The organism is Candidatus Methylobacter favarea (assembly GCF_902806695.1).
GTDB classification, from domain to species: Bacteria; Pseudomonadota; Gammaproteobacteria; order Methylococcales; family Methylomonadaceae; genus Methylobacter_B; species Methylobacter_B favarea.
Genome location: NZ_CADCXN010000102.1, coordinates 19,171 through 39,308, shown reverse-complemented (window position 1 = coordinate 39,308; position 20,138 = coordinate 19,171). Strand labels below are relative to the sequence as shown.

Below are 20,138 nucleotides of genomic sequence, written 5' to 3'. Positions count from 1 at the left end.
ACTTAAAAAACCGCATGCAGTTTTAGGCCTCTTTTTATTCCATCATTGACGGCCTTTTCTGAGGGATCTACGCCTTCGGCTTGAAGACCCAAATCTTGGGCAATAGAGACAAATGAGCCGTTAGACGAACCGACATCCAGAATGTGAATATCTGGATACTTTTTTGATAATAATTGCGCGATCTGTTGAATATCTTTTGTTCGACGCTTTAGCAAACGGGCATAATCTTTCTCTGACGGCCAAGTACCTTCCTCGCTGTTCCATTCTTGATTCGATGCCTCATAATAGGCTTTGCTGCAAGAGCTGATTAACTGCCCACATGATAAGCATTCGTTTAATTCGCCTTCGGCTACAATAAGACTTGAAGGGCGTAAATCTGAGGCGCATCCATTCGGACAAGTTTTCAATAATTTCATTTATGACTTCCCATAAAATTAAAGATAGGTTTATTGTTATTAGCTTGATTTAACTTACAGGGGCATAGTAGATATAACCGGCCGTGTAAGTTGCATAGAAGCCACCCATACCAACGGCAACCTCATTAGCTGGACACCGGCCGCCGTCTCTTACATGCACATAATGAGCCGCTGCAAAATTGATAACATTGCCCCCCGGTCTTTTCCAAACGCCCGAGACGGACTAGCGGGAGCATCTGTGCAGAAAATTACGGTTATGGTTTAATTTTAAGCCAAATCAATAAGATACTCCTACACTACTCGGGCCATAGTCAGACAAGCTATTGCTGATCATGGGAATCTTGGCTTATTGTTTTTTATTACACTATAATTTTCTGTTTTCTGAAACCGTAGGTTTCCGTTTAAATGCACCCGCTAGTCCGGTTAGGTGTTTTCGGTCGTTCATCGTCTTGTTTTTTTGCATTAGAATTCAGAAAGACGGGTTTCAACATCCATGCATTCGTGCAGGATACGGACAATCTCAATAAGGTGGGGTACATTTTGGCGGTTAAATTTTAATTATGAGCAAACAAAAGTTATCATTACAGGATCAATTATTAAAAGCGGGTCTGGCGAGCGCAGCCCAAGCTAAAAGCGCCAGAGCCGATAAACGCAAACAAACCCGGCAACAACGCAAAAATAATAGTGAAGCCGTTGATGAAACAAAAGCGCTGAGGCAAAAAGCGCAAGCTGAAAAACTTCAGAAAGACCGGCACATGAATCAATTACGCAAGCAGCAGGAAGACCAAAAACAGCTGGCTGCCCAGGTTAAGCAGTTGATTGAATTAAACCGCCAGCCCCGGGATGAGCTGAGCGATGACAGCCTGGCCTATAATTTTAATGATAATAACAAGATAAAAAGACTGTATGTTTCAGAGGCCATGCGCGAACAAATCGTTCGCGGCCGGCTGGCTATTGTAAAATTCGGCCAACACTATGAAGTGGTTTCGGCTGAAGTGGCGCATAAAATAAAATCCCGCGATGAAGCGAGTGTTATTGTCCTTAATGAACCTGCTATTGCTGCTAGTGACAACAGGGACGATCCCTATGCAGAGTATCAAGTTCCCGATGATTTGATCTGGTAATTTGAGCCTGTCCCGACTGCCTGTATTCTATCCTGCTGTCGGCTTGCTAAGGCCTTGGGCGCGCTGAAAATATTATTTTGCAGCGCTTTCCTGTGCAATCAGGCTGTTCATGACTTCAATCATTTTTTCATGGGATCCGGCCAAAGGGCCGGTAGTCTTATATTTGCCGTTAATTATGACCGCAGGAACGCCGGTCACGCCATAACGCGCGGCCATAGTTGCTGCCTGACGCATTTTGGCATCGACCAGAAACGAGTTGTAGGAGTTATGGAATTCAGCTTCATTAACGCCATGGGCAACAAAGAATTTGGCTAACTCGTCTTCAGTTTCAAGTTTCTGTTTTTTGTTTTGCACGGCATCAAAAAAATCTGCATGGATTTTATCAACAACACCCAGCGCTTCGGCCGTAAAATAGGCCTTGGCATGCTTGCCCCAAAGCTCACTGAAAACGGCAGGCTGGCGGATAAATTCAACGTTTGCAGGCAGACCTTTAACCCATTTTTCCAATACCGGCTCAAAGCTGTAACAATGAGGACAACCGTACCAGAAGAATTCAATAACCTCGATTTTATCCGGATTACGGGTAGGTTGCGCCGGTGATAGGGTTTCATAACCGCTTTGCTCGGCTTTTGACAGTGCAGAACAGGAAAATAAAAGAATTAACAAGCCGGTTTGAGTGATTTTCTTAAGCATGGTTTAAAAGTTCCCCCTGTCAGAGCTGTTCAGATAAAAATATAACTAAGGCGTAGTAAAGCTCGTACCCAGATGCCATGTTCCGGCTTTTCAGCTTATTTCATCATTGAAATGCGATAAGCGACGGCTTTAATTTCTTCGTCAGTCATTTTTTTGGCAATCATGTGCATCATGTTGTCAGGATTATTGCTGCGGGCGCCGGATTTAAAATCCATGAGCGCTTTTATCAAATAATCGGCGTGCTGTGACTTTAACGCTGGAAAGGCAGCGGGTTTATTACCTTCCCCTGACGGGCCATGACAGGCGATGCAGGCAGAAACTTCCCTGCCGAGATCGCCATTGCGGTAAAGATCGCTGCCCTGGGCAAGCAGTTTCTGCATGGGATCTTCAGCTTTCGTCGTTTTCCCGGCTTCCGCTGCAGCCGGCTTTTTATCTTCATCTGCATCCAGGACCGGCAGGGTATTTGCTGAAACTTTTTGCGCTGCATAATAGGCGGAAATATCAACCATATCTTCAGCGGATAACGCCATCGCCATAGGCGACATTATGGGATTATTGCGGCTGCCGTCTTTAAAAGCCTGTAATTGTTTTTGCAGATAGGATGCATGTTGCTGGGCGAGTTTCGGGAAGGTGCCGACCATGCTGTTACCGTTTTCTCCGTGACAAGCTGTACAGGCAGCTGCTTTTTCTTTTCCAGCGTTAATATTGCCTTCTGCCTGTACAATACTTGAAGTGCCGGCAAATGCCAGGGCTAGTGAAAATGCCAGCAATCTTTTTTTCATCAGGTTCCCCTTTCGGAATAAAGTTATTATTTGTGGTAGTCTTTGAAAATTTACGGGCTGATTAAACAAGCCAAATTCTACTCTAATTAATGCCCTTAAGCGAGACCGCGATGAACCCACTTTATCATCAGGCAAAATTTGTCAACAGCGCGCCTCTACTTGCTGATGCGCCTCCGGATCAAGGCCGGGAAGTAGCTTTTGCCGGCCGTTCAAACGCAGGAAAATCAAGCGCGATTAATGCCCTGACCAGGCAAAACGCCCTAGCCAGGATAAGCAAAACACCCGGCAGAACGCAAATGCTGAATTTTTTTGAAATTAATGAACAGCAGCGGTTTGTCGATTTACCTGGTTACGGCTATGCCAAAGTGCCGGCATCGGTCAAGAAAAAATGGCATGAGCTGATGGAAAATTATCTGACCCGGCGAAAGTCATTATGCGGCATAATTCTGGTAATGGATATCCGTCATCCCCTTACTGAATTTGACCGGCAAATGCTGGAGTGGTGTGAGCATACAGGCTTACCATTGCATGTCCTGTTAACCAAGGCCGACAAATTGGCCTACGGGGCGGCCAAAAATACCTTACTCCAGGTGCAACGCGAGCTTGACAACAGGGCATTTCCGTTAACAATACAGTTATTTTCGGCCTTAAAAAAAACCGGTATTGATGAAGTGCATCTGGCGCTGGATCATTTATTTAACCCTGTTGATCAGGATTAAATTGAATTTTCATTACGTTTTGTGGCAAGTAATAAATAGCGGAAAAAATCATTTAGTCAGCGGCTGTAAAAAAAGAAAGCCCCAAGGCATTAAAAAACGCCCTGGGGCTTAAGGGAAAACCAGCCGGTGAGCAGGGGGAAGCTTCGGCTGATTGAACGCTGTATAAAGCGTACGAAAATAAGAGTTTAGCAAGCCTGGAAAGTTCCAGGCCTAGCGGATATTTTAATGAGCTTCGTCCCAATTATTGCCTATGCCAATATCCACAAGAAGGGGCACATCAAGTTCTGCGGCGGCGCACATGATTTTTCTGATATAAGTCGTGCAGTAGTCCAGTTGATCTTCCGCAACTTCAAATACCAGTTCATCGTGAACCTGCATAATCATCCTGGCATCCGGTTTCTCCTGTTGCAGCCACTGGTCAGTGGCCAGCATTGCACGCTTGATGATATCGGCGGCCGTACCCTGCATGGGCGCATTAATGGCAGTGCGTTCGGCATATTGACGGCTGGCGGCATTGCGGGAGTTTATTTCCGGCAAATATAAGCGGCGGCCAAATAAGGTTTCCACAAAACCCTGCTCGCGGGCAAGCTTCCTGATGCTATCCATGTAATTCTTAACGCCCGGGTAGCGACTAAAATATAAGTCAATATAAGCTTGAGCCTGGGTGCGGGATAAGCCCAATTGTTGGGCCAGACCAAATGATGACATTCCGTAAATAAGGCCGAAATTAATCGCTTTGGCCGAACGGCGCAGATCAGTGGTTACCTGATCGGGAGCGATGCTAAATACCTCAGCCGCTGTTGCCCGGTGCACATCATGCCCTTCGGTAAACGCTTTCATTAAGCCGTCGTCAGCCGATAAATGCGCCATAATGCGCAGTTCAATTTGAGAATAATCCGCGGCCACGATTTTATAACCTGTGGAGGCAATAAATGCCTGGCGGATTTTACGGCCTTCTTCACTGCGAATAGGAATATTTTGCAGATTCGGATCGGATGAAGAAAGCCTGCCTGTTGCAGCTATCGCCTGGTGATAAGAGGTATGAATCCGGCCGGTTTTCGCATCAAGCTGTTGGGGCAGCTTGTCGATGTAGGTCGATTTCAACTTGCTCAAACTCCGGTATTCGAGGATCAGCTTAGGCAAGGGATAAGTAAGGGCTAATTCCTGAAGCACGGATTCGTCGGTTGAAGGCTGGCCGGTAGGCGTTTTCCTTAACACAGGCAGTTTTTGCCGGTCATAGAGAATTTCCTGAATTTGCTTCGGAGAGCCTAGATTAAAAGTCTGTCCGGCAAGATCGTGAGTAAGCTGTTCAATGGCAATAATATGACCTGCCAGTTCCAGGCTTTGCCGGGCGAGCATGGCTGTGTCAATTAATACGCCATTTCTTTCAATGCGGGCCAGTACGCTGATCAAGGGGATTTCAATGTCGGTATACAGCTTATGCAGACTCGGATGTTGTTCCAGTTTGGCCATCAGAACCCGATGCAGCTGCAAGGTAATGTCGGCATCCTCAGCCGCATAGGGGCCGGCCTGTTCCAGCGATACTTCCTGAAACGGAATTTGTTTTGCACCCCTGCCTGCCACTTCTTCATAATGAATGGTTTTAACGCCCAGATATTCCTTGGCGAGGTCGTCCATATTATGCTTCGTTGCGGTACTGTTTAAAACATACGATTCCAGCATCGTATCATGAGCGATGCAGCGTAATGCTATGCCATGATTGGCTAACACATGCATATCATATTTGAGATTTTGCCCGAGCTTGGCTTTATCCGGCCTTTCCAGCAAGGGGCGGAGTTTCTCCAGTATTTCGGTCCGGTCAAGCTGGTTTGGAACGCCCGGATAATCATGTGCTAAGGGCACATAGGCGGCTTTGCCAGCGGTAACCGCAAACGAGACGCCGACTATATCAGCCTTGCTGTAATCAAGGCTGGTGGTTTCTGTATCAAAGGCGAACAGGGAAGCCTTTTCCAACTGCTCAAACCAGTAATTAAATCTCTGTTCAGTAAGTATGATTTCGTAGTCGGGGGCGCAAACAGCAGGTTTTTTTTCAACGACGACTTCGATCTCAGCAGAATTGTCCAGCGTTTTCAGCCAGGATAAAAATCCCAGCCCGGTTAATAAATCTTTCAAAGCGGCCTTGTCTATGGGTTGACGTTTCAAATGTTCCATGACGTAAGGCAAATGAAGATCACATTTAATGGTAGTTAATTGTTTGGACAATGGCAATTGAACCAAATTTGCGCGCAAACTTTCCCCATAATGGCCTTTGATTTCATCAGCGCAGGCAATCAGATTTTCTACTGTACCATATTGCGCCAGCCATTTTGCCGCTGTTTTGGGACCGACTTTAGGCACGCCGGGAATATTGTCCGAAGTGTCGCCTGTCAATGCCAGATAATCGATGATCTGTTCCGGTTTCACACCAAATTTGTCAATCACGCCCTGGATATCAAGACGGGTATTCGACATGGTATTTTCCAGGATAATGTCCTCGGTCACAAGTTGAGCCATATCCTTGTCACAGGTGGAAATAATGACGCTGAAGCCTTGCTGCTGTGCATATTGAGCCAGTGCGCCCAAGACATCGTCGGCTTCTACGCCGGGCTCCATAATCAAGGGCAAACCCATGGCCCGGATCAGCTTGTGCAGGGGCTCAATCTGTACGCGCAGGTCATCGGGCATGGGCGGCCTGTGTGCCTTATAGTGCTCATAAAGATCATTACGAAAGGTTTTGCCGGGAGCATCGAATACTACGGCAATATAATCGCTTTGATAGTTCGCAATGAGTTTGCGCAGCATGCCGGACACGCCATAAACAGCATGCGTGGGTTCACCCTGGGAATTGCTCAGCTGCGGGAGCGCATGGTAGGCGCGATATAAAAAGGAAGAGCCGTCAACCAGAATCAGGCGTGGTTTTGTTTGTTGGGACATAGATTTTAACGATGAACGACGAATAGTTGGATGCGCCAGCGAAAAGCCTAAGCTGCTTTCGCCTTTAGTTTACTGCATCTGACTTATATTTTACGCTTAACATCAATGATATTCGGTAATTGATTTATTTTATTAAGAACCTGACTTAACTGATGGGTATTTTCGATTTGAATAGTCAAATTGAGAATCGCCGAAAAATCGGGATGCGTTTCAAGTGCGGCATTTAAAATATGAATTTTGGCCTGAGCCAAAATCTGGGTAATATCAGTTAATAAATTTTGTGCGCTAAAGGCCTGAATAACGACAGGCACAGCATAACTAGTCCTTTTTTCACCCCATTTGACTGCAATAAGCTGAGCCTGCTTGTCCGGGCCAAGAGTCAATATATTTTTACAAGACTTCCTGTGCACAGTAATACCTTTTTTATGCGAAATATAGCCGATAATGTCATCCTCCTGAACCGGATTGCAGCAGCGAGCAAAGGAAGTAAGGACATTATTGATGCCGTCCACATACACCACGGATTTGGTCAAGGGTTTCTTCGGCTTGACTTTGGGGAACGGAGCCTCTAGTTCAGGTATCTTGAAATAGGCCGAAAGCTGGCGGTTATTAATATCGCTACGGCCAATGGCTTCAAGTAATGCATCAATGCTCGGCTGTTTAAAGTGCCTGGCCAATTCATCGAGATTAATCATTTTGAGTCCCAGACGCTGGATTTCCTTATCCAGAATGGCTTTGCCCGTGGCTATATTCTGAGCCTGATTCTGGCTTTTAAACCAGCTTTTTACTTTGCTGATGGCGCGCGAAGATTTTAAATAGCCCAGATTGGGATTGATCCAGTTATGATTAGGTCCCCCTGTCTTTGCCGTTAAGATTTCTACCCGGTCACCGGATTTCAGCCTGTAAGTCAAAGGAGCAATGCGGCCATTGATTTTTGCCCCGCGGCAGCGATGGCCTATCTCGGTATGGACAGCATAAGCAAAATCAAGCGGCGTTGAACCTCGAACCAGATCAATCAATTTACCGGCCGGAGTTAATACATACACTCGATCGTAAAATAATTCCTTCTTGAACTCTTCAACCAGCGCTTCGTCGTTATCCTTTACTTCCAGTAGCTTGCGGAGTGAGGCAATGCTCTTTTCTATAGCCGCATTATGCTTGCCCCCTTCTTTATAGGACCAATGCGCAGCAACCCCGAGCTCGGCAAAGCTGTGCATATCACGGGTGCGTATCTGTACTTCAATACGATTTCCCTGAGCATCTAAAATGACGGTATGCAAGGACTGATAACCGTTTTCCTTGGGGTTGGCAATATAGTCATCAAATTCTTTGGGAATATATTGCCAAAGTCCATGAACCATGCCTAAAACAGCATAACAGTTGGTCAGACTATCGACAATTACCCGTACCGCCAGCAAATCGTAAAGTTCATCTATATCAAGCTGCTTGCGCTGCATCTTTTTCCAGATGCTATAAAGATGCTTGGGACGGCCGTAAACTTCCGCCTTGATACCTTCTTCGCCGAGAGTTTTTCGGAGAAGGTCAATAAAGCCATTAATACAATTTTCCCTTTGAATACGGGTATTCGCCAGGGATTTGGCAATCTGCAGGTAGGCTTGCGGTTCCAGATACCGGAAAGCCATGTCTTCCAGTTCCCACTTTAACTGATGAATGCCCAGCCGGTTGGCAATCGGGGCATAAATATCCAGAGTTTCCATGGAAATAAAGTGACGGACTTCATATGACTCTTTGGCCAGATTGCGCAGCCGCCGAAGCCTGTAAGCCAGTTTTATTAACACAGCGCGTACATCCTGGGTCATGGACAGCAGCATGCGGCACAATATTTCGGCCTGATTAGGCTGTCTTGTCACTTCCGGAGAATAGACTGCCAGTTTATTCAGCCAATTTACATCCTTAACCAGCGCGGCAACCTTTTTGCCAAACTGTTGGGTAATATCGGGTTGGGGATTTAAATCAGCCAAACGCGGATCACTTAAAATTGCCGCGAGTATGGTTTTCAGGTCAACATTAAAATCCATTAAAATCGCCGCGGCATCAACGCCCTTTGGACGGTGATAGTGAGGATCATCCGGAATTAGCCCGACAATTGCCAACGCTCGGTCTATCTGCTCGATATCAGGCGCGGTAAAACTGCTGAAGAGTTGCTTATTGGCAGTAGTGATTTTTTGGATCATGCGATTGTAGGTTATTAAAAAAACCTGGCGCAAACAGCTTTTGTTTGCTGGTATAAATTTATATGAACAGGATACTGTAAAAAAGTGAAGGTTTCAGTAGCAGGCAGTGATTTTTGCCTTCTCAAAATTTGTATTTCACAGACAAATCACTAGACTTTTAGTGAATAGATCAAAATTATTCTGGTTATCGATAACGAGACTATTCGTAAATTTTTTCGCTATTTTACTTAAGGGAAAATTATGAAGACATTACTTATTTTATTATCTCTCTGCATCTTCAATGTTGAGGCTACCCCGGTAAATATCAATACGGCTGATGCGAAAACCATATCTGCATCGCTGTCAGGAATAGGCCAGAAAAAAGCCGAAGCCATTGTCAAATACCGGGAAAAAGAAGGCCAATTCAAAACTGTAGAAGATCTGGCAAAAGTTTCCGGCATAGGCGAAAAAACCGTGGAGAAAAACCGCAAAGACATTTTGTTAACTGATTCCGCTGATGCCGAAGCAAAGGAAAGCAAAAAAGCAAACTAGCTAAATTAAATCATTCCGAGAACTTGGAAATGGTCTTGTATCCGGGTTTAGGGTATTTTTAATCTTGTGGCGTTTACTTTCCATGAACTCGACCAATTCTATCCACCCATGGCAAAGTAAGCTCCACACAGGCTGACTTTAGGAATTTTTTTCGTGGCTGATTCTTAAGCAATTGCCATAAGGGTTTATACTCCCTATCCTGATTGCAAATAATGCCGTTTTTCTAATGCCAGGTCACCTGCTTTTAACGAAAGCGGACTTTGCAGCAAGCAGCACTTAAGCAATTTCACAATCACATCGACCCTGCAATTCAAAAGCTAGCTTCAGGTGACGGAAGAGTGGGCGTATTGCTGGAATAAACCTGAAGTGCTTATGTCGCCGCATCGCGGCAGCGCTTTTTTCAGGCGTTACCGTAATTCACTTTCCATTCTTCAAAGGCGGGCTGGAGCATGGCTGATAGTTCGCGATGCTAATAGGCTGGCAACGACTTGGCAACAACGTTTTTATTTAAAAATCTTCCGGATAATTCTCTGGTTACTGGTCAATTAGCTTGCCGTTTACTAAGATTTCACTGTCTTAAGTTTTAAGGCTGATTTGATCAAAAGTATTTATCTGCCGGTGTTCAGCCTGTGGATCAGGCGTACTACCTCTAGTCAACCAGATTGTATTAAATCCAGCCTCCCTGGCTGCGTCGAGTTCTTCCTTGAGGTCAGATAAAAACAATAGCTTGTCAGGCGAACAAACCAGCTTTTGAGCTATTTTATTATAGGATTCCTTGTCTTTCTTGCCGCCGATGTGGGTATCAAAATAATCTGAAAATAAAGAAGTTAGATCGCCATATTCAGTATGTCCGAATAAAAGTTTTTGCGCATATATAGAGCCCGAGGAATAAATGTACAAATTTACTCCTTTAGCCTTCCAGACTTTAAGATTTTCTGCTGCATCCTGATAAAGATGGCCTGTAAAATCGCCCTGTTTATATCCCTTTTCCCATATTAGTCCCTGCAGAGACTTTAACGGCGTCACTTTTTTATCTTCATCCAGCCAGTGTATTAGCTGTTGAATTAACTGTTCGGTATCCAATTTGACGCCCACTTCCTTACAACTATCCTCCAGCAGTGTTTTAACAGGCGGATCCGTTGCATGGCTACGGACAAATTCGCCCAGATGCGCTCGAGCATAAGGGAACAGCGTTTCTTTAACGAAGCACAACGATGTGGTAGTGCCTTCAATATCGGTAACAATTGCTTTAACCATCACATTTGGGTAATATATTGATCAAATGTAGGAAAACAGGTGGAAATGTCACTGCCGGTAAAATCAGCTACCCAGCCATCCGGCTTGGTGAACAGGCGTATACACACAAACCGCGGATTTTCGCCCATATCAAACCAGTGAGTAGTATTGGCGGGTACGCTGATTAAATCGCCTTTTTGGCACAGCACCGCATACACTTTGCCATCGACATGTAAGTAAAATAATCCGGAACCTTCAACAAAAAAGCGAACTTCAAAATCCTCATGAATGTGCTCAGCCAGAAACTTTTGCCGAAACGCCGCTTTTTCAGGATGATTCGGATTCAGACTGACCACGTCAACAGACCGAAAACCATAGCGCTGTTTCAAGCTTTCTATGGAGTCATGGTAGGCTGCTATTGCTGTCTCCTGATCTGCATCGGCCGATAATTCGCACTTGGCAGTCCATCGCTCAAATTGTACATTTATAATTTTAAGCTGGTCCTGTATAGCGGCAAAATCAGTGTAGCGTTGACCTTGCTGGGGCTGGTTATCAGAATAAACAGTTAATACACTCATTGGTTTTTAACCCCGCGCAGTCGTAGTTCACACTCAAATAAAAAATCCAGCGCCTCAAGATGACGCAAGGTTTCGTTTACAGAATTTCCCCAGCTATAAAGCCCATGCCCGGCAATCAAATAGGCAGGACTCATATTTTTGTTGACCATATACTGGTCTACTTGTTCAGCTAAACGCGGAATGTTTTGGTCATTGGCAAAAATCGGTATTACTACCCGGCTTTCATGGCTATTAATATCATTTAATGCTTTTAACAGCTCATAATTCTCCAATATGATTTCAGTTCTGAAAATTCTTGAGACCAGCGTGGCATTGATCGGATGGGGGTGCAATATCGATTGAATTTGCGGAAAACGTTTATAAAGCGAGGTGTGCAGCACGGCTTCAGCCGACGGTTTTTTGTTGTCCAGAGAATTGGCGTCAGCATCAATCAGCATGATGTCTTCCGGTTTTAAATGTCCTTTATGTACGCCTGAAACCGTGATGGCAATGGTTCCATCAGACAGCCGCGCAGAAAAATTACCGCTGGTTGCCGGCACCCAGCCTTTGCTGTCAATAAAGCGGCCGGCATTGATTAACTGATTTGCCAGAATAAAAAATTCTTCGCTATAAACCATGTCTTTAATTATAAAGAATGACGAAAATTCTTGGTTAACAGCTTCTTGCAAAATGCGGATCAAAAATAAGTTAGCAATAACCTATTCATGGTTCCAAAATATCCAGGCTTAGGTGTAGCGCGAAAAACCAAGGGGTCGTGTATTAAAAATATTTTCTATTCTACAGTAACAGACTTTGCCAGATTTCTGGGCTGATCGACATCGGTACCTTTTAAAACGGCGACATGATAGGCCAATAGCTGCAAGGGTACGACGTAGACGATGGGCGCAATTTCGTTTTCAACTTGCGGCACCTTTACAATCTGTACATTCTCGTCACTGGCCGATACTAAAGTTTCATCCATAAAAACAATCAGTTGTCCGCCGCGTGCACTGACTTCCTGAATGTTAGATTTAAGTTTTTCAAGCAAGCTATTATTCGGTGCCACAGTAATAACGGGCATATCCGCATCTATTAGAGCTAGCGGCCCATGCTTTAACTCGCCGGCCGGATACGCTTCTGCATGAATATAGGAAATTTCCTTCAATTTGAGCGCACCTTCCATGGCTATCGGGTAATGCGTTCCTCTGCCGAGGAATAGCGCATGCTGTCTTTCTGCAAACTGCTCAGATAGTGCCTTGATTTCATCGTTCAATTCCAATGCTTTTTCAATTTTTCCAGGCAAACTGAACAATTGAGAAGTGATTTTGTTCTCTAATTCTTCTGTCAAATGAAATCTTCTTCCAACAGCAATAACTAACAACATTAACGTCACAAGCTGGGTAGTAAATGCTTTTGTTGATGCTACGCCTATTTCAGGCCCCGCACGCGTCATCAAAACCAGATCAGATTCTCTGACTAATGAGCTTTCCGGCACATTACAGATGGTCAGAGAATATTTGGCTCCCAATTTTTTAGCCTCTTGCAAGGCTGCCAGTGTATCTGCTGTTTCACCAGATTGGGAAATCGTAATGACCAGGGCACCAGCTGCCAATACCGGCTTTCGGTAGCGAAATTCACTGGCCACTTCAATATTGCAAGGCACCCTGGCCAGTTTTTCAAACCAGTACCGTGCGACCATACCGGCATGATAACTGGTACCGCATGCTAAAATTTGAATTGCTTTTATGTTATTAAAAACTTCAGGCGCATTATGTCCAAATGAATTTTCCTGCAAGCGGTTATTGATAAATCTGCCTTCCAGGGCTTGGGAAATAGCAAAAGGCTGTTCATAAATTTCCTTCAGCATATAATGGCGATAATCACCTTTATCGACCGCATCGGCTTTTAACTGGCTTTCTTTTATCGGGCGCGTAACAAGCTGATCATTCGCATCATAAATAACCACTTCGTTTATGGTTAATGCGGCTATATCGCCGTCTTCCATAAAGATGAATCGCTGCGTAATCGGCAGCAATGCGGCCACATCCGAGGCGATAAAATATTCCTCAATCCCGACACCGATAACTAACGGACTGCCTTTTCTACAGGCTATCAGGGTATCGGGATTTTCAGTACTTATTATTCCCAGGGCATAGGCGCCCTCAAGTTTTTTTATGGTCTTTTTAACGGCGTTTAATAGTCCATGCGCAGATTGCATGGCTTCAAAAATTTCATGCCCAATAACTTCGGTATCGGTTTGCGATGTGAATTCATAGCCATTCTGTAACTGCACGCCTCTTAATTTATCATGGTTTTCAATGATCCCATTATGCACTACAGCTACTTTATTTCGGCATATATGCGGGTGGGCATTTGCAGTACTGGGTTTGCCGTGCGTCGCCCACCGGGTATGGGCAATGCCGATATTGCCGGCAATTGGATCGGCATTCAGCAAGGCCTCAAGGCCTTTAACCTTACCCAATTCCCGTTTCCGGTACAGAGTTTGATTATTGATTACCGCCAATCCCGCCGAATCATAACCGCGATATTCAAGTCGCCTTAATCCTTCCAGTAAAATTGGCACTACATTTCGCTGGGCTACCCCACCTACAATTCCACACATATTACTTTTCCTGTTTAACGGGCCGCTGCCATCCTGTAACTGAAACCTGATTTACTCTGCTTAAGGTTAACTGATTTTCAGGGCTGTCTCTGGTTATTGTTGATCCGGCACCTATCGTGGCATTTTTTCCAATGGTTACCGGAGCCACTAACTGCGTATCTGAGCCGATAAAGGCCCCATCTTCAATTATAGTTCTAAATTTGTTGACTCCGTCATAATTGCAGGTGATGGTACCTGCGCCAATGTTGACATGACTGCCTACGGTAGTATCTCCAATATAGCTCAAATGATTTATTTTGCTGCCTTCAGCTATCGATGATTTCTTGATTTCTACAAAATTCCCGATATGGACATCTTCGGCTAAAATGCTTTCCGGTCTCAATCTGGCATAAGGGCCAATTCTACTGCCTTGTCCTATGACGGCATCCTCAATAATGCAGTTGGCCAGAATTTCTACATTATTGCCAATAATGGAATTTTTAATATGCGTATTGGCACCTATTTTAACATTATTACCGATACTGTTTTTCCCTTCCAGAATTACATTAATATCAATTTCTATATCATGCCCTAACGATTCTATTGTGCCTCGGAGATCAAAACGCAACGGATCTTTGAGAGTAACCCCCTGTTCCATCAATAAATTAGCCTGCTCCATCTGATATACCCGTTCCAGGTAGCTTAATTGCAGCCGATCATTAACTCCCAACACCTCATCTTCAGTATCCGGCTGGCTCGTTACAATAGCGACTTGCTCGGCAACAGCCATTTCAATAATATCAGTCAGATAATATTCACCTTGGACATTGCTATTACTTAACCGCCCCAGCCATTTTTTTAATTTGTCGCCTTTAACAGCCATAATACCGGTGTTAACTTCATTAATTAATCTTTCACTATTGGAAGCGTCTTTTTCTTCGACAATTTTTATAACATGACCCAGCGCATTTCTGATTATTCTGCCATAACCTTTGGGGTTTTGAAGATTCACGGTAAGCAGGGCAAGAGACTCTTCGTTTACATGCGATATTAATTGTTTTACTGTTGAAAGTTTCAATAAAGGCACATCGCCATAAAGTATTAATACGGTATCTGTATCCGCTATCTGGTCATTAGCCTGCAGTACGGCATGTCCTGTGCCTAACTGCTGTTTTTGTTCAATCCAGCCGGCCTCTAGATCCCTTAATGCGAGTCTTACAAGTTCCGCACCATGGCCGTAAACAATATGGATACTATTGTTTTCCAATCTGCAGCTCATGTCATAAACATGCCGCAACAGTGATCTATTGGCAATTTTATGCAAAATTTTCGGCTTCTCTGAACGCATACGCGTTCCTTTCCCCGCAGCAAGAATAATAGTTGTTATTTTCATTTCAATTTCCGTTAACCAAAAAAGCCCGATAACGCAGCGATCCGTTACCGGGCTTTTTAAAAAGGCCTGAGCCCATCAGTTTTATCCGCCGCGTTTTCTAAGTCTTTCAAGGGTTCTTAATTGCATGACAGCCTGAGCTAATTGCGCCTGAGCTGTTGCATAATCAATTTTACCTGACTTATCCGCCAGAGCTTCTTCAGCTCTGGTTTTGGCCTCCAGCGCCGCTGCTTCATCAATGTCTTTGGCTCTGATCGCTGTGTCAGCCAGAATAGTCACCAGATGAGGCTGTACTTCCAGCATACCTCCGGATACATAGAAAGGATAATTTTCGTTATCCTTTACTTTTACCCTGACTTCGCCGGGTCTAAGCCTGGTTATTAAGGGAGCATGCCGAGGCGATATGCCCACTTCGCCCAGTTCAGCCGGAGCGAATACCATTTCCGCGAGCCCCGAAAATATCTCGCGTTCCGCACTTACGATGTCTACATGTATGGTCATAGTCATTGGATTTCCTGTTCAATCTGTTCTCCGCCTTAAGGCAGGAAATACACGTATTAGCCTTTTATTGTTTTTGCTTTTTCAAGCACCTCATCGATAGTGCCGACCATATAAAAAGCCTGTTCGGGAATAGCATCATACTCGCCATCGATGATGCCCTTGAAGCCGGCGATAGTATCTTTCAGTGAAACATATTTGCCGGGAGAACCGGTAAATACCTCAGCAACAAAGAAAGGCTGGGACAGGAAGCGCTGCATTTTACGCGCTCTTGCTACGGTAAGTTTATCTTCTTCAGATAATTCATCCATGCCCAGAATTGCAATAATATCGCGCAATTCCTTATAGCGTTGCAAGATGCCTTGCACCTTGCGCGCCACGTCATAATGTTCCTGCCCAATCACTAGGGGATCGAGCTGCCGGCTCGTCGAATCCAGCGGATCGATGGCAGGATAGATGCCTAATTCGGCAATCTGGCGCGATAGTACGACAGTGGCATCGAGGTGAGCAAATGTTGTGGCGGGCGATGGGTCAGTCAAGTCATCGGCAGGTACATACACCGCCTGGATAGACGTAATTGACCCTGTTTTAGTTGAGGTAATACGTTCCTGCAATACGCCCATTTCTTCTGCGAGTGTAGGCTGATATCCCACTGCAGAAGGCATACGGCCCAATAACGCCGAAACTTCGGTACCAGCGAGCGTATAGCGATAAATATTATCGACGAAAAATAAAACGTCACGGCCTTCATCCCTGAAATATTCCGCCATGGTCAAACCGGTCAACGCAACGCGCAGCCTGTTTCCAGGCGGTTCATTCATCTGCCCATAAACCAGCGATACTTTGTCGATAACATTGGAGTCCGTCATTTCGTGATAAAAGTCATTACCTTCACGGGTGCGCTCACCCACCCCGGCAAATACGGAATAACCGCTGTGCTCGATTGCAATATTGCGAATCAACTCCATCATGTTAACGGTTTTACCAACACCAGCACCGCCGAATAAGCCGACCTTACCGCCTTTGGTGAAAGGACAGACCAGATCAATCACCTTAATGCCTGTTTCCAGCAATTCGTTTGCAGCAGCCTGCTCGGCGTAACTGGGCGCTTCCCGGTGTATGCCCCAGGTTACTTTTTCACCGATAGGACCTTTTTCGTCGATAGGCTGGCCCAGCACATTCATGATACGGCCCAGTGTCTCCTGGCCGACCGGTACCGCAATAGGTGCCTTGGTATTACTGACACTCAAGCCGCGGCTCAAGCCATCGGTACTACCCATAGCAATAGTTCTGGCTACGCCGTCTCCTAATTGCTGTTGTACTTCCAGCACCAGGCCTTTACCTTCTACATTTAATGCATCATATACGTTGGGCAGATTTTCGCGGGAAAATTCCACGTCTACGACCGCGCCAATAATCTGAACGATTTTACCCGAACTCATTGACTTACCTCTAAAATATTAATTTGTTTTGCTTGGGCTTAAACAGCAGAAGCACCACCGACAATTTCGGAAATTTCCTGGGTGATAGCGGCCTGCCTGGCTTTATTGTAAATCAGCTGCAACTCGGCAATCAGATTTCCGGCATTATCTGAAGCACTCTTCATGGCGACCATTCGGGCTGCCTGTTCGCTGGCATTGTTTTCAACAACGCCCTGATAGACTATGGATTCGATATAGCGAGTCAATAGATGATCCAGAACTTCCCTGGCATCAGGTTCATAGAGATAGTCCCAATGGCCGCTTAGCCTTTCTTCAAGTTCGCCGGCCACTACAGGAATCAGCTTTTCAATGTTAGGCCGTTGAGTCATGGTATTCACAAATTCGTTGCTGACCAGATACAATTCATCAATCTTGCCTTCGCCATATGCATCGAGCATAATCTTGATAATGCCGACAATGTCCTGCAAATGCGGGGTATCGCCGAGTTTGGAAACCTGGCCGATCAAATGCGCTCTCAGATTACTAAAAAAAACCGAGGCTTTGGTACCGATAGTGCAAACATCTACCTCAACATTTGCCTTTTCCCAGTCCATTAATTGGCTCAGCGTTTTTCTGAATAAATTTGAATTCAGTCCGCCGCATAAACCTCTATCAGAGCTTACAATAATAATTCCCACCCGTTTAACTTCCCGGACAATAAGAAAAGGATGCTTATACTCGGGATTTGCGTGGGCCAAATGCCTGATAATCCGGCCGATTTTTTTAGAGTAGGGACGGGTGGCCTGCATTCTGTCTTTGGTCTTGCGCATTTTACTTGCAGCAACCATTTCCATTGCCCGAGTGATCTTTTGAGTATTCTTGATACTCCCGATTTTTGTGCGGATTTCTTTACCAACAGCCATGTATAGTCCCTTACCAGCTATGAGTTTTAATAAAAGTCTGGATAGCGGTTAGCATACCCTGCTTTATTTCATCACTAAAATCGCCCGTCGCATTAATGTTATTCATTAATTCAGCATGTTCTGATTTCATGTACAACTGTAAAGCTGCTTCAAAAGCCAGTACTTTGTTAACTTCTATGCCATCAAGAAAGCCTTCATTGGCAGCAAACAGAGAAACCGCCATTTGCGCAACCGACATCGGCGAATATTGATTCTGCTTCATCAGCTCAGTGACACGTTGACCGCGTTCAATCTGCTTGCGGGTATTTTCATCCAGATCGGAGGCGAACTGTGCAAACGCGGCCAGCTCACGATATTGCGCCAAATCCAGGCGTATTCCTCCGCCCAACTTCTTGATAATCTTGGTCTGTGCCGCGCCCCCAACGCGCGAAACGGATAAACCGGCGTTCACAGCCGGGCGAATACCCGAGTTAAATAAACTGCTTTCCAGAAAAATTTGACCGTCAGTAATGGAAATTACATTTGTCGGCACGAATGCCGAGACGTCTCCACCTTGTGTTTCAATAATAGGTAATGCCGTTAACGAGCCTGTTTTTCCTTTAACTTTACCACCAGTCAGTTTTTCTACCTCAGCGGCATTAATACGCGATGCCCTTTCCAGTAAGCGCGAATGCAGATAGAACACGTCTCCTGGATAGGCTTCACGGCCAGGCGGACGGCGCAACAATAATGAAACCTGGCGATAAGCCCATGCCTGTTTAGTCAAATCATCATAAATAATCAGTGCATCTTCACCACGATCTCTAAAAAACTCACCCATCGAACAGCCTGTGTAAGGGGCAATAAATTGCAATGCGGCTGATTCAGACGCGGATGCCGTCACAATAATAGTATGATCCATGGCACCATGTTCTTCCAGTTTCCGAACCACATTGGCAATGGATGAACGTTTTTGGCCAATCGCTACATAGATACATTTAATGCCTGTACCTTTTTGATTAATGATGGCATCAACCGCAATAGCTGTTTTACCGGTTTGTCTGTCGCCAATAATCAATTCGCGTTGCCCCCTGCCGATCGGAATCATCGCATCAATAGACTTGAGTCCGATTTGAACCGGCTGATCTACCGATTGCCTGGCAATAACGCCGGGGGCAATTTTTTCAATAGGCGATTTTTCCGTAGTAGCTACAGCACCTTTGCCGTCAATAGGATTACCCAGCGCATCAACGACGCGGCCCAGTAAAGCTTCACCCACAGGCACTTCGAGAATTTTTCCGGTACACTTTACAGTATCGCCTTCAGAAATGTGCTGATAGGAGCCCAATACCACAGCCCCAACCGAGTCTCTTTCAAGATTGAGTGCCATCCCAAAGGTATTGCCGGGGAATTCCAGCATTTCACCCTGCATGGCTTCCGAAAGACCATGGACTCTGACTATACCGTCAGTTACGCTGACCACGGTGCCTTCTGTATGCGCTTCAGCGCTGAGGTCGAAGTTTTCGATCTTCTTTCTAATGAGATCACTTATTTCAGCCGGGTTTAATTGCATGTGCTTTTTCTCACTCTCACTGTAGAATCTTTTGCATATGTTGAAGCTGGCCTCTGATAGACCCGTCAATTACCCTATCGCCTGCTCGTACCAGAACGCCGCCAATTAATGACTTGTCCACGCTTATTTTCATATGGACTTTTTTGCCCAGTTTTTTTTCAAGTGCTGAAATCAACTTAAGATTTTCCTCTTCAGAGAAGGCAAAAGCCGTAAATACTTCCACTTCGACATAACCTTCATCTGCTGCTTTATATTCCTCGAAAATCTTGTCTATATAAGGTATTAGGGTTAAGCGGTTGTTCTGAACCAGTAATTTCAGAAAATTTTCACCCTCTTTATCAAGCCTTCCCTGGCATATGTCAAGCATTAGCGTTGATAACCTGTCGTTGCTTACTTTTGGGTTATCAATTACCGCAGACATACCTTTATCATTCAGGACAGCCGACATAAACGCCAAACTTTCGGACCACTTTACAGTAGACCCACTCTCTTTAGCTCTTTTAAACACCGCCGCCGCATAAGGTCTTGCCAATGTTGCCAACTCGCTCATTATGCTGCTTTTCCT

General features: G+C 45.1%; 18 protein-coding genes. 3 read left to right on the top strand and 15 right to left on the bottom strand.

Annotated features, from left to right (window positions below):
- Nucleotides 1-2 precede the first annotated feature (2 nt).
- The gene (locus HUX64_RS15975; RefSeq protein WP_174627210.1) at nt 3-416 is read right to left on the bottom strand and encodes a class I SAM-dependent methyltransferase; all 414 of its coding nucleotides are present in this window, start codon (nt 414-416) and stop codon (nt 3-5) included.
- Between the two features lie 560 nt (nt 417-976).
- Between HUX64_RS15975 and HUX64_RS15970 the strand changes: the two genes are divergently transcribed.
- Nucleotides 977-1,540: a DUF2058 domain-containing protein gene (locus HUX64_RS15970; protein WP_174627209.1), complete on the top strand. Its 564-nt coding sequence runs from the start codon at nt 977-979 to the stop codon at nt 1,538-1,540.
- A gap of 72 nt (nt 1,541-1,612) precedes the next feature.
- Here the strand turns inward: HUX64_RS15970 and HUX64_RS15965 are convergent, their stop codons facing one another.
- Nucleotides 1,613-2,233 (bottom strand): thiol:disulfide interchange protein DsbA/DsbL, encoded by a 621-nt coding sequence (locus HUX64_RS15965; RefSeq protein WP_174627208.1) that lies wholly within the window; start codon nt 2,231-2,233, stop codon nt 1,613-1,615.
- A 95-nt stretch (nt 2,234-2,328) separates the two neighbouring features.
- Nucleotides 2,329-3,015 carry a c-type cytochrome gene (locus tag HUX64_RS15960; protein ID WP_174627207.1) on the bottom strand — a complete coding sequence of 229 codons (687 nt, stop codon included), beginning with the start codon at nt 3,013-3,015 and terminating at the stop codon, nt 2,329-2,331.
- A gap of 110 nt (nt 3,016-3,125) precedes the next feature.
- Here HUX64_RS15960 and yihA point away from each other — a divergent pair, with 110 nt between their 5' ends.
- The gene (gene yihA / locus HUX64_RS15955; protein ID WP_174627206.1) at nt 3,126-3,734 is read left to right on the top strand and encodes a ribosome biogenesis GTP-binding protein YihA/YsxC; all 609 of its coding nucleotides are present in this window, start codon (nt 3,126-3,128) and stop codon (nt 3,732-3,734) included.
- 222 nt (nt 3,735-3,956) lie between these two features.
- Here the strand turns inward: yihA and polA are convergent, their stop codons facing one another.
- Entirely contained in the window at nt 3,957-6,668 is a 2,712-nt protein-coding gene (polA, locus tag HUX64_RS15950) for a DNA polymerase I (RefSeq protein ID WP_174627205.1), read from the bottom strand.
- Between the two features lie 83 nt (nt 6,669-6,751).
- On the bottom strand, nt 6,752-8,863 hold the full coding sequence (locus tag HUX64_RS15945) for a RelA/SpoT family protein (protein WP_174627204.1): 2,112 nt from the start codon (nt 8,861-8,863) through the stop codon (nt 6,752-6,754).
- Between the two features lie 240 nt (nt 8,864-9,103).
- Between HUX64_RS15945 and HUX64_RS15940 the strand changes: the two genes are divergently transcribed.
- Nucleotides 9,104-9,394, top strand: coding sequence for a ComEA family DNA-binding protein (locus tag HUX64_RS15940; protein ID WP_174627203.1), 291 nt, complete (start codon nt 9,104-9,106; stop codon nt 9,392-9,394).
- Nucleotides 9,395-9,970: 576 nt separating this feature from the next.
- On the opposite strand, the gene mtnC is transcribed toward HUX64_RS15940, so the two are convergent.
- From mtnC to HUX64_RS15890, 10 genes are all read right to left on the bottom strand, one after another.
- On the bottom strand, nt 9,971-10,651 hold the full coding sequence (gene mtnC / locus HUX64_RS15935; RefSeq protein WP_174627266.1) for an acireductone synthase: 681 nt from the start codon (nt 10,649-10,651) through the stop codon (nt 9,971-9,973).
- Nucleotides 10,651-11,208, bottom strand: coding sequence for a 1,2-dihydroxy-3-keto-5-methylthiopentene dioxygenase (locus HUX64_RS15930; protein WP_174627202.1), 558 nt, complete (start codon nt 11,206-11,208; stop codon nt 10,651-10,653). Before HUX64_RS15930 ends, mtnC begins: the two co-directional genes overlap by 1 nt.
- The gene (locus HUX64_RS15925; RefSeq protein WP_174627201.1) at nt 11,205-11,825 is read right to left on the bottom strand and encodes a methylthioribulose 1-phosphate dehydratase; all 621 of its coding nucleotides are present in this window, start codon (nt 11,823-11,825) and stop codon (nt 11,205-11,207) included. The genes HUX64_RS15930 and HUX64_RS15925 overlap by 4 nt, the downstream gene beginning before the upstream one ends.
- A 155-nt stretch (nt 11,826-11,980) precedes the next feature.
- Nucleotides 11,981-13,810: a glutamine--fructose-6-phosphate transaminase (isomerizing) gene (gene glmS, locus HUX64_RS15920; RefSeq protein WP_174627200.1), complete on the bottom strand. Its 1,830-nt coding sequence runs from the start codon at nt 13,808-13,810 to the stop codon at nt 11,981-11,983.
- Nucleotide 13,811: 1 nt separating this feature from the next.
- Nucleotides 13,812-15,182, bottom strand: coding sequence for a bifunctional UDP-N-acetylglucosamine diphosphorylase/glucosamine-1-phosphate N-acetyltransferase GlmU (gene glmU, locus HUX64_RS15915; RefSeq protein ID WP_174627199.1), 1,371 nt, complete (start codon nt 15,180-15,182; stop codon nt 13,812-13,814).
- An 81-nt stretch (nt 15,183-15,263) separates the two neighbouring features.
- Complete coding sequence (locus HUX64_RS15910; RefSeq protein WP_174627198.1) at nt 15,264-15,686, bottom strand: F0F1 ATP synthase subunit epsilon; 423 nt, start codon at nt 15,684-15,686, stop codon at nt 15,264-15,266.
- A gap of 50 nt (nt 15,687-15,736) precedes the next feature.
- The gene (atpD, locus tag HUX64_RS15905; protein WP_174627197.1) at nt 15,737-17,119 is read right to left on the bottom strand and encodes a F0F1 ATP synthase subunit beta; all 1,383 of its coding nucleotides are present in this window, start codon (nt 17,117-17,119) and stop codon (nt 15,737-15,739) included.
- 38 nt (nt 17,120-17,157) lie between these two features.
- Nucleotides 17,158-18,021, bottom strand: coding sequence for a F0F1 ATP synthase subunit gamma (gene atpG, locus HUX64_RS15900; protein ID WP_174627196.1), 864 nt, complete (start codon nt 18,019-18,021; stop codon nt 17,158-17,160).
- A gap of 10 nt (nt 18,022-18,031) precedes the next feature.
- Nucleotides 18,032-19,573, bottom strand: a complete 1,542-nt coding sequence (gene atpA / locus HUX64_RS15895) for a F0F1 ATP synthase subunit alpha (RefSeq protein ID WP_174627195.1) — start codon at nt 19,571-19,573, stop codon at nt 18,032-18,034.
- A gap of 16 nt (nt 19,574-19,589) precedes the next feature.
- Nucleotides 19,590-20,123, bottom strand: a complete 534-nt coding sequence (locus HUX64_RS15890; RefSeq protein ID WP_174627194.1) for a F0F1 ATP synthase subunit delta — start codon at nt 20,121-20,123, stop codon at nt 19,590-19,592.
- Nucleotides 20,124-20,138: the final 15 nt, after the last annotated feature.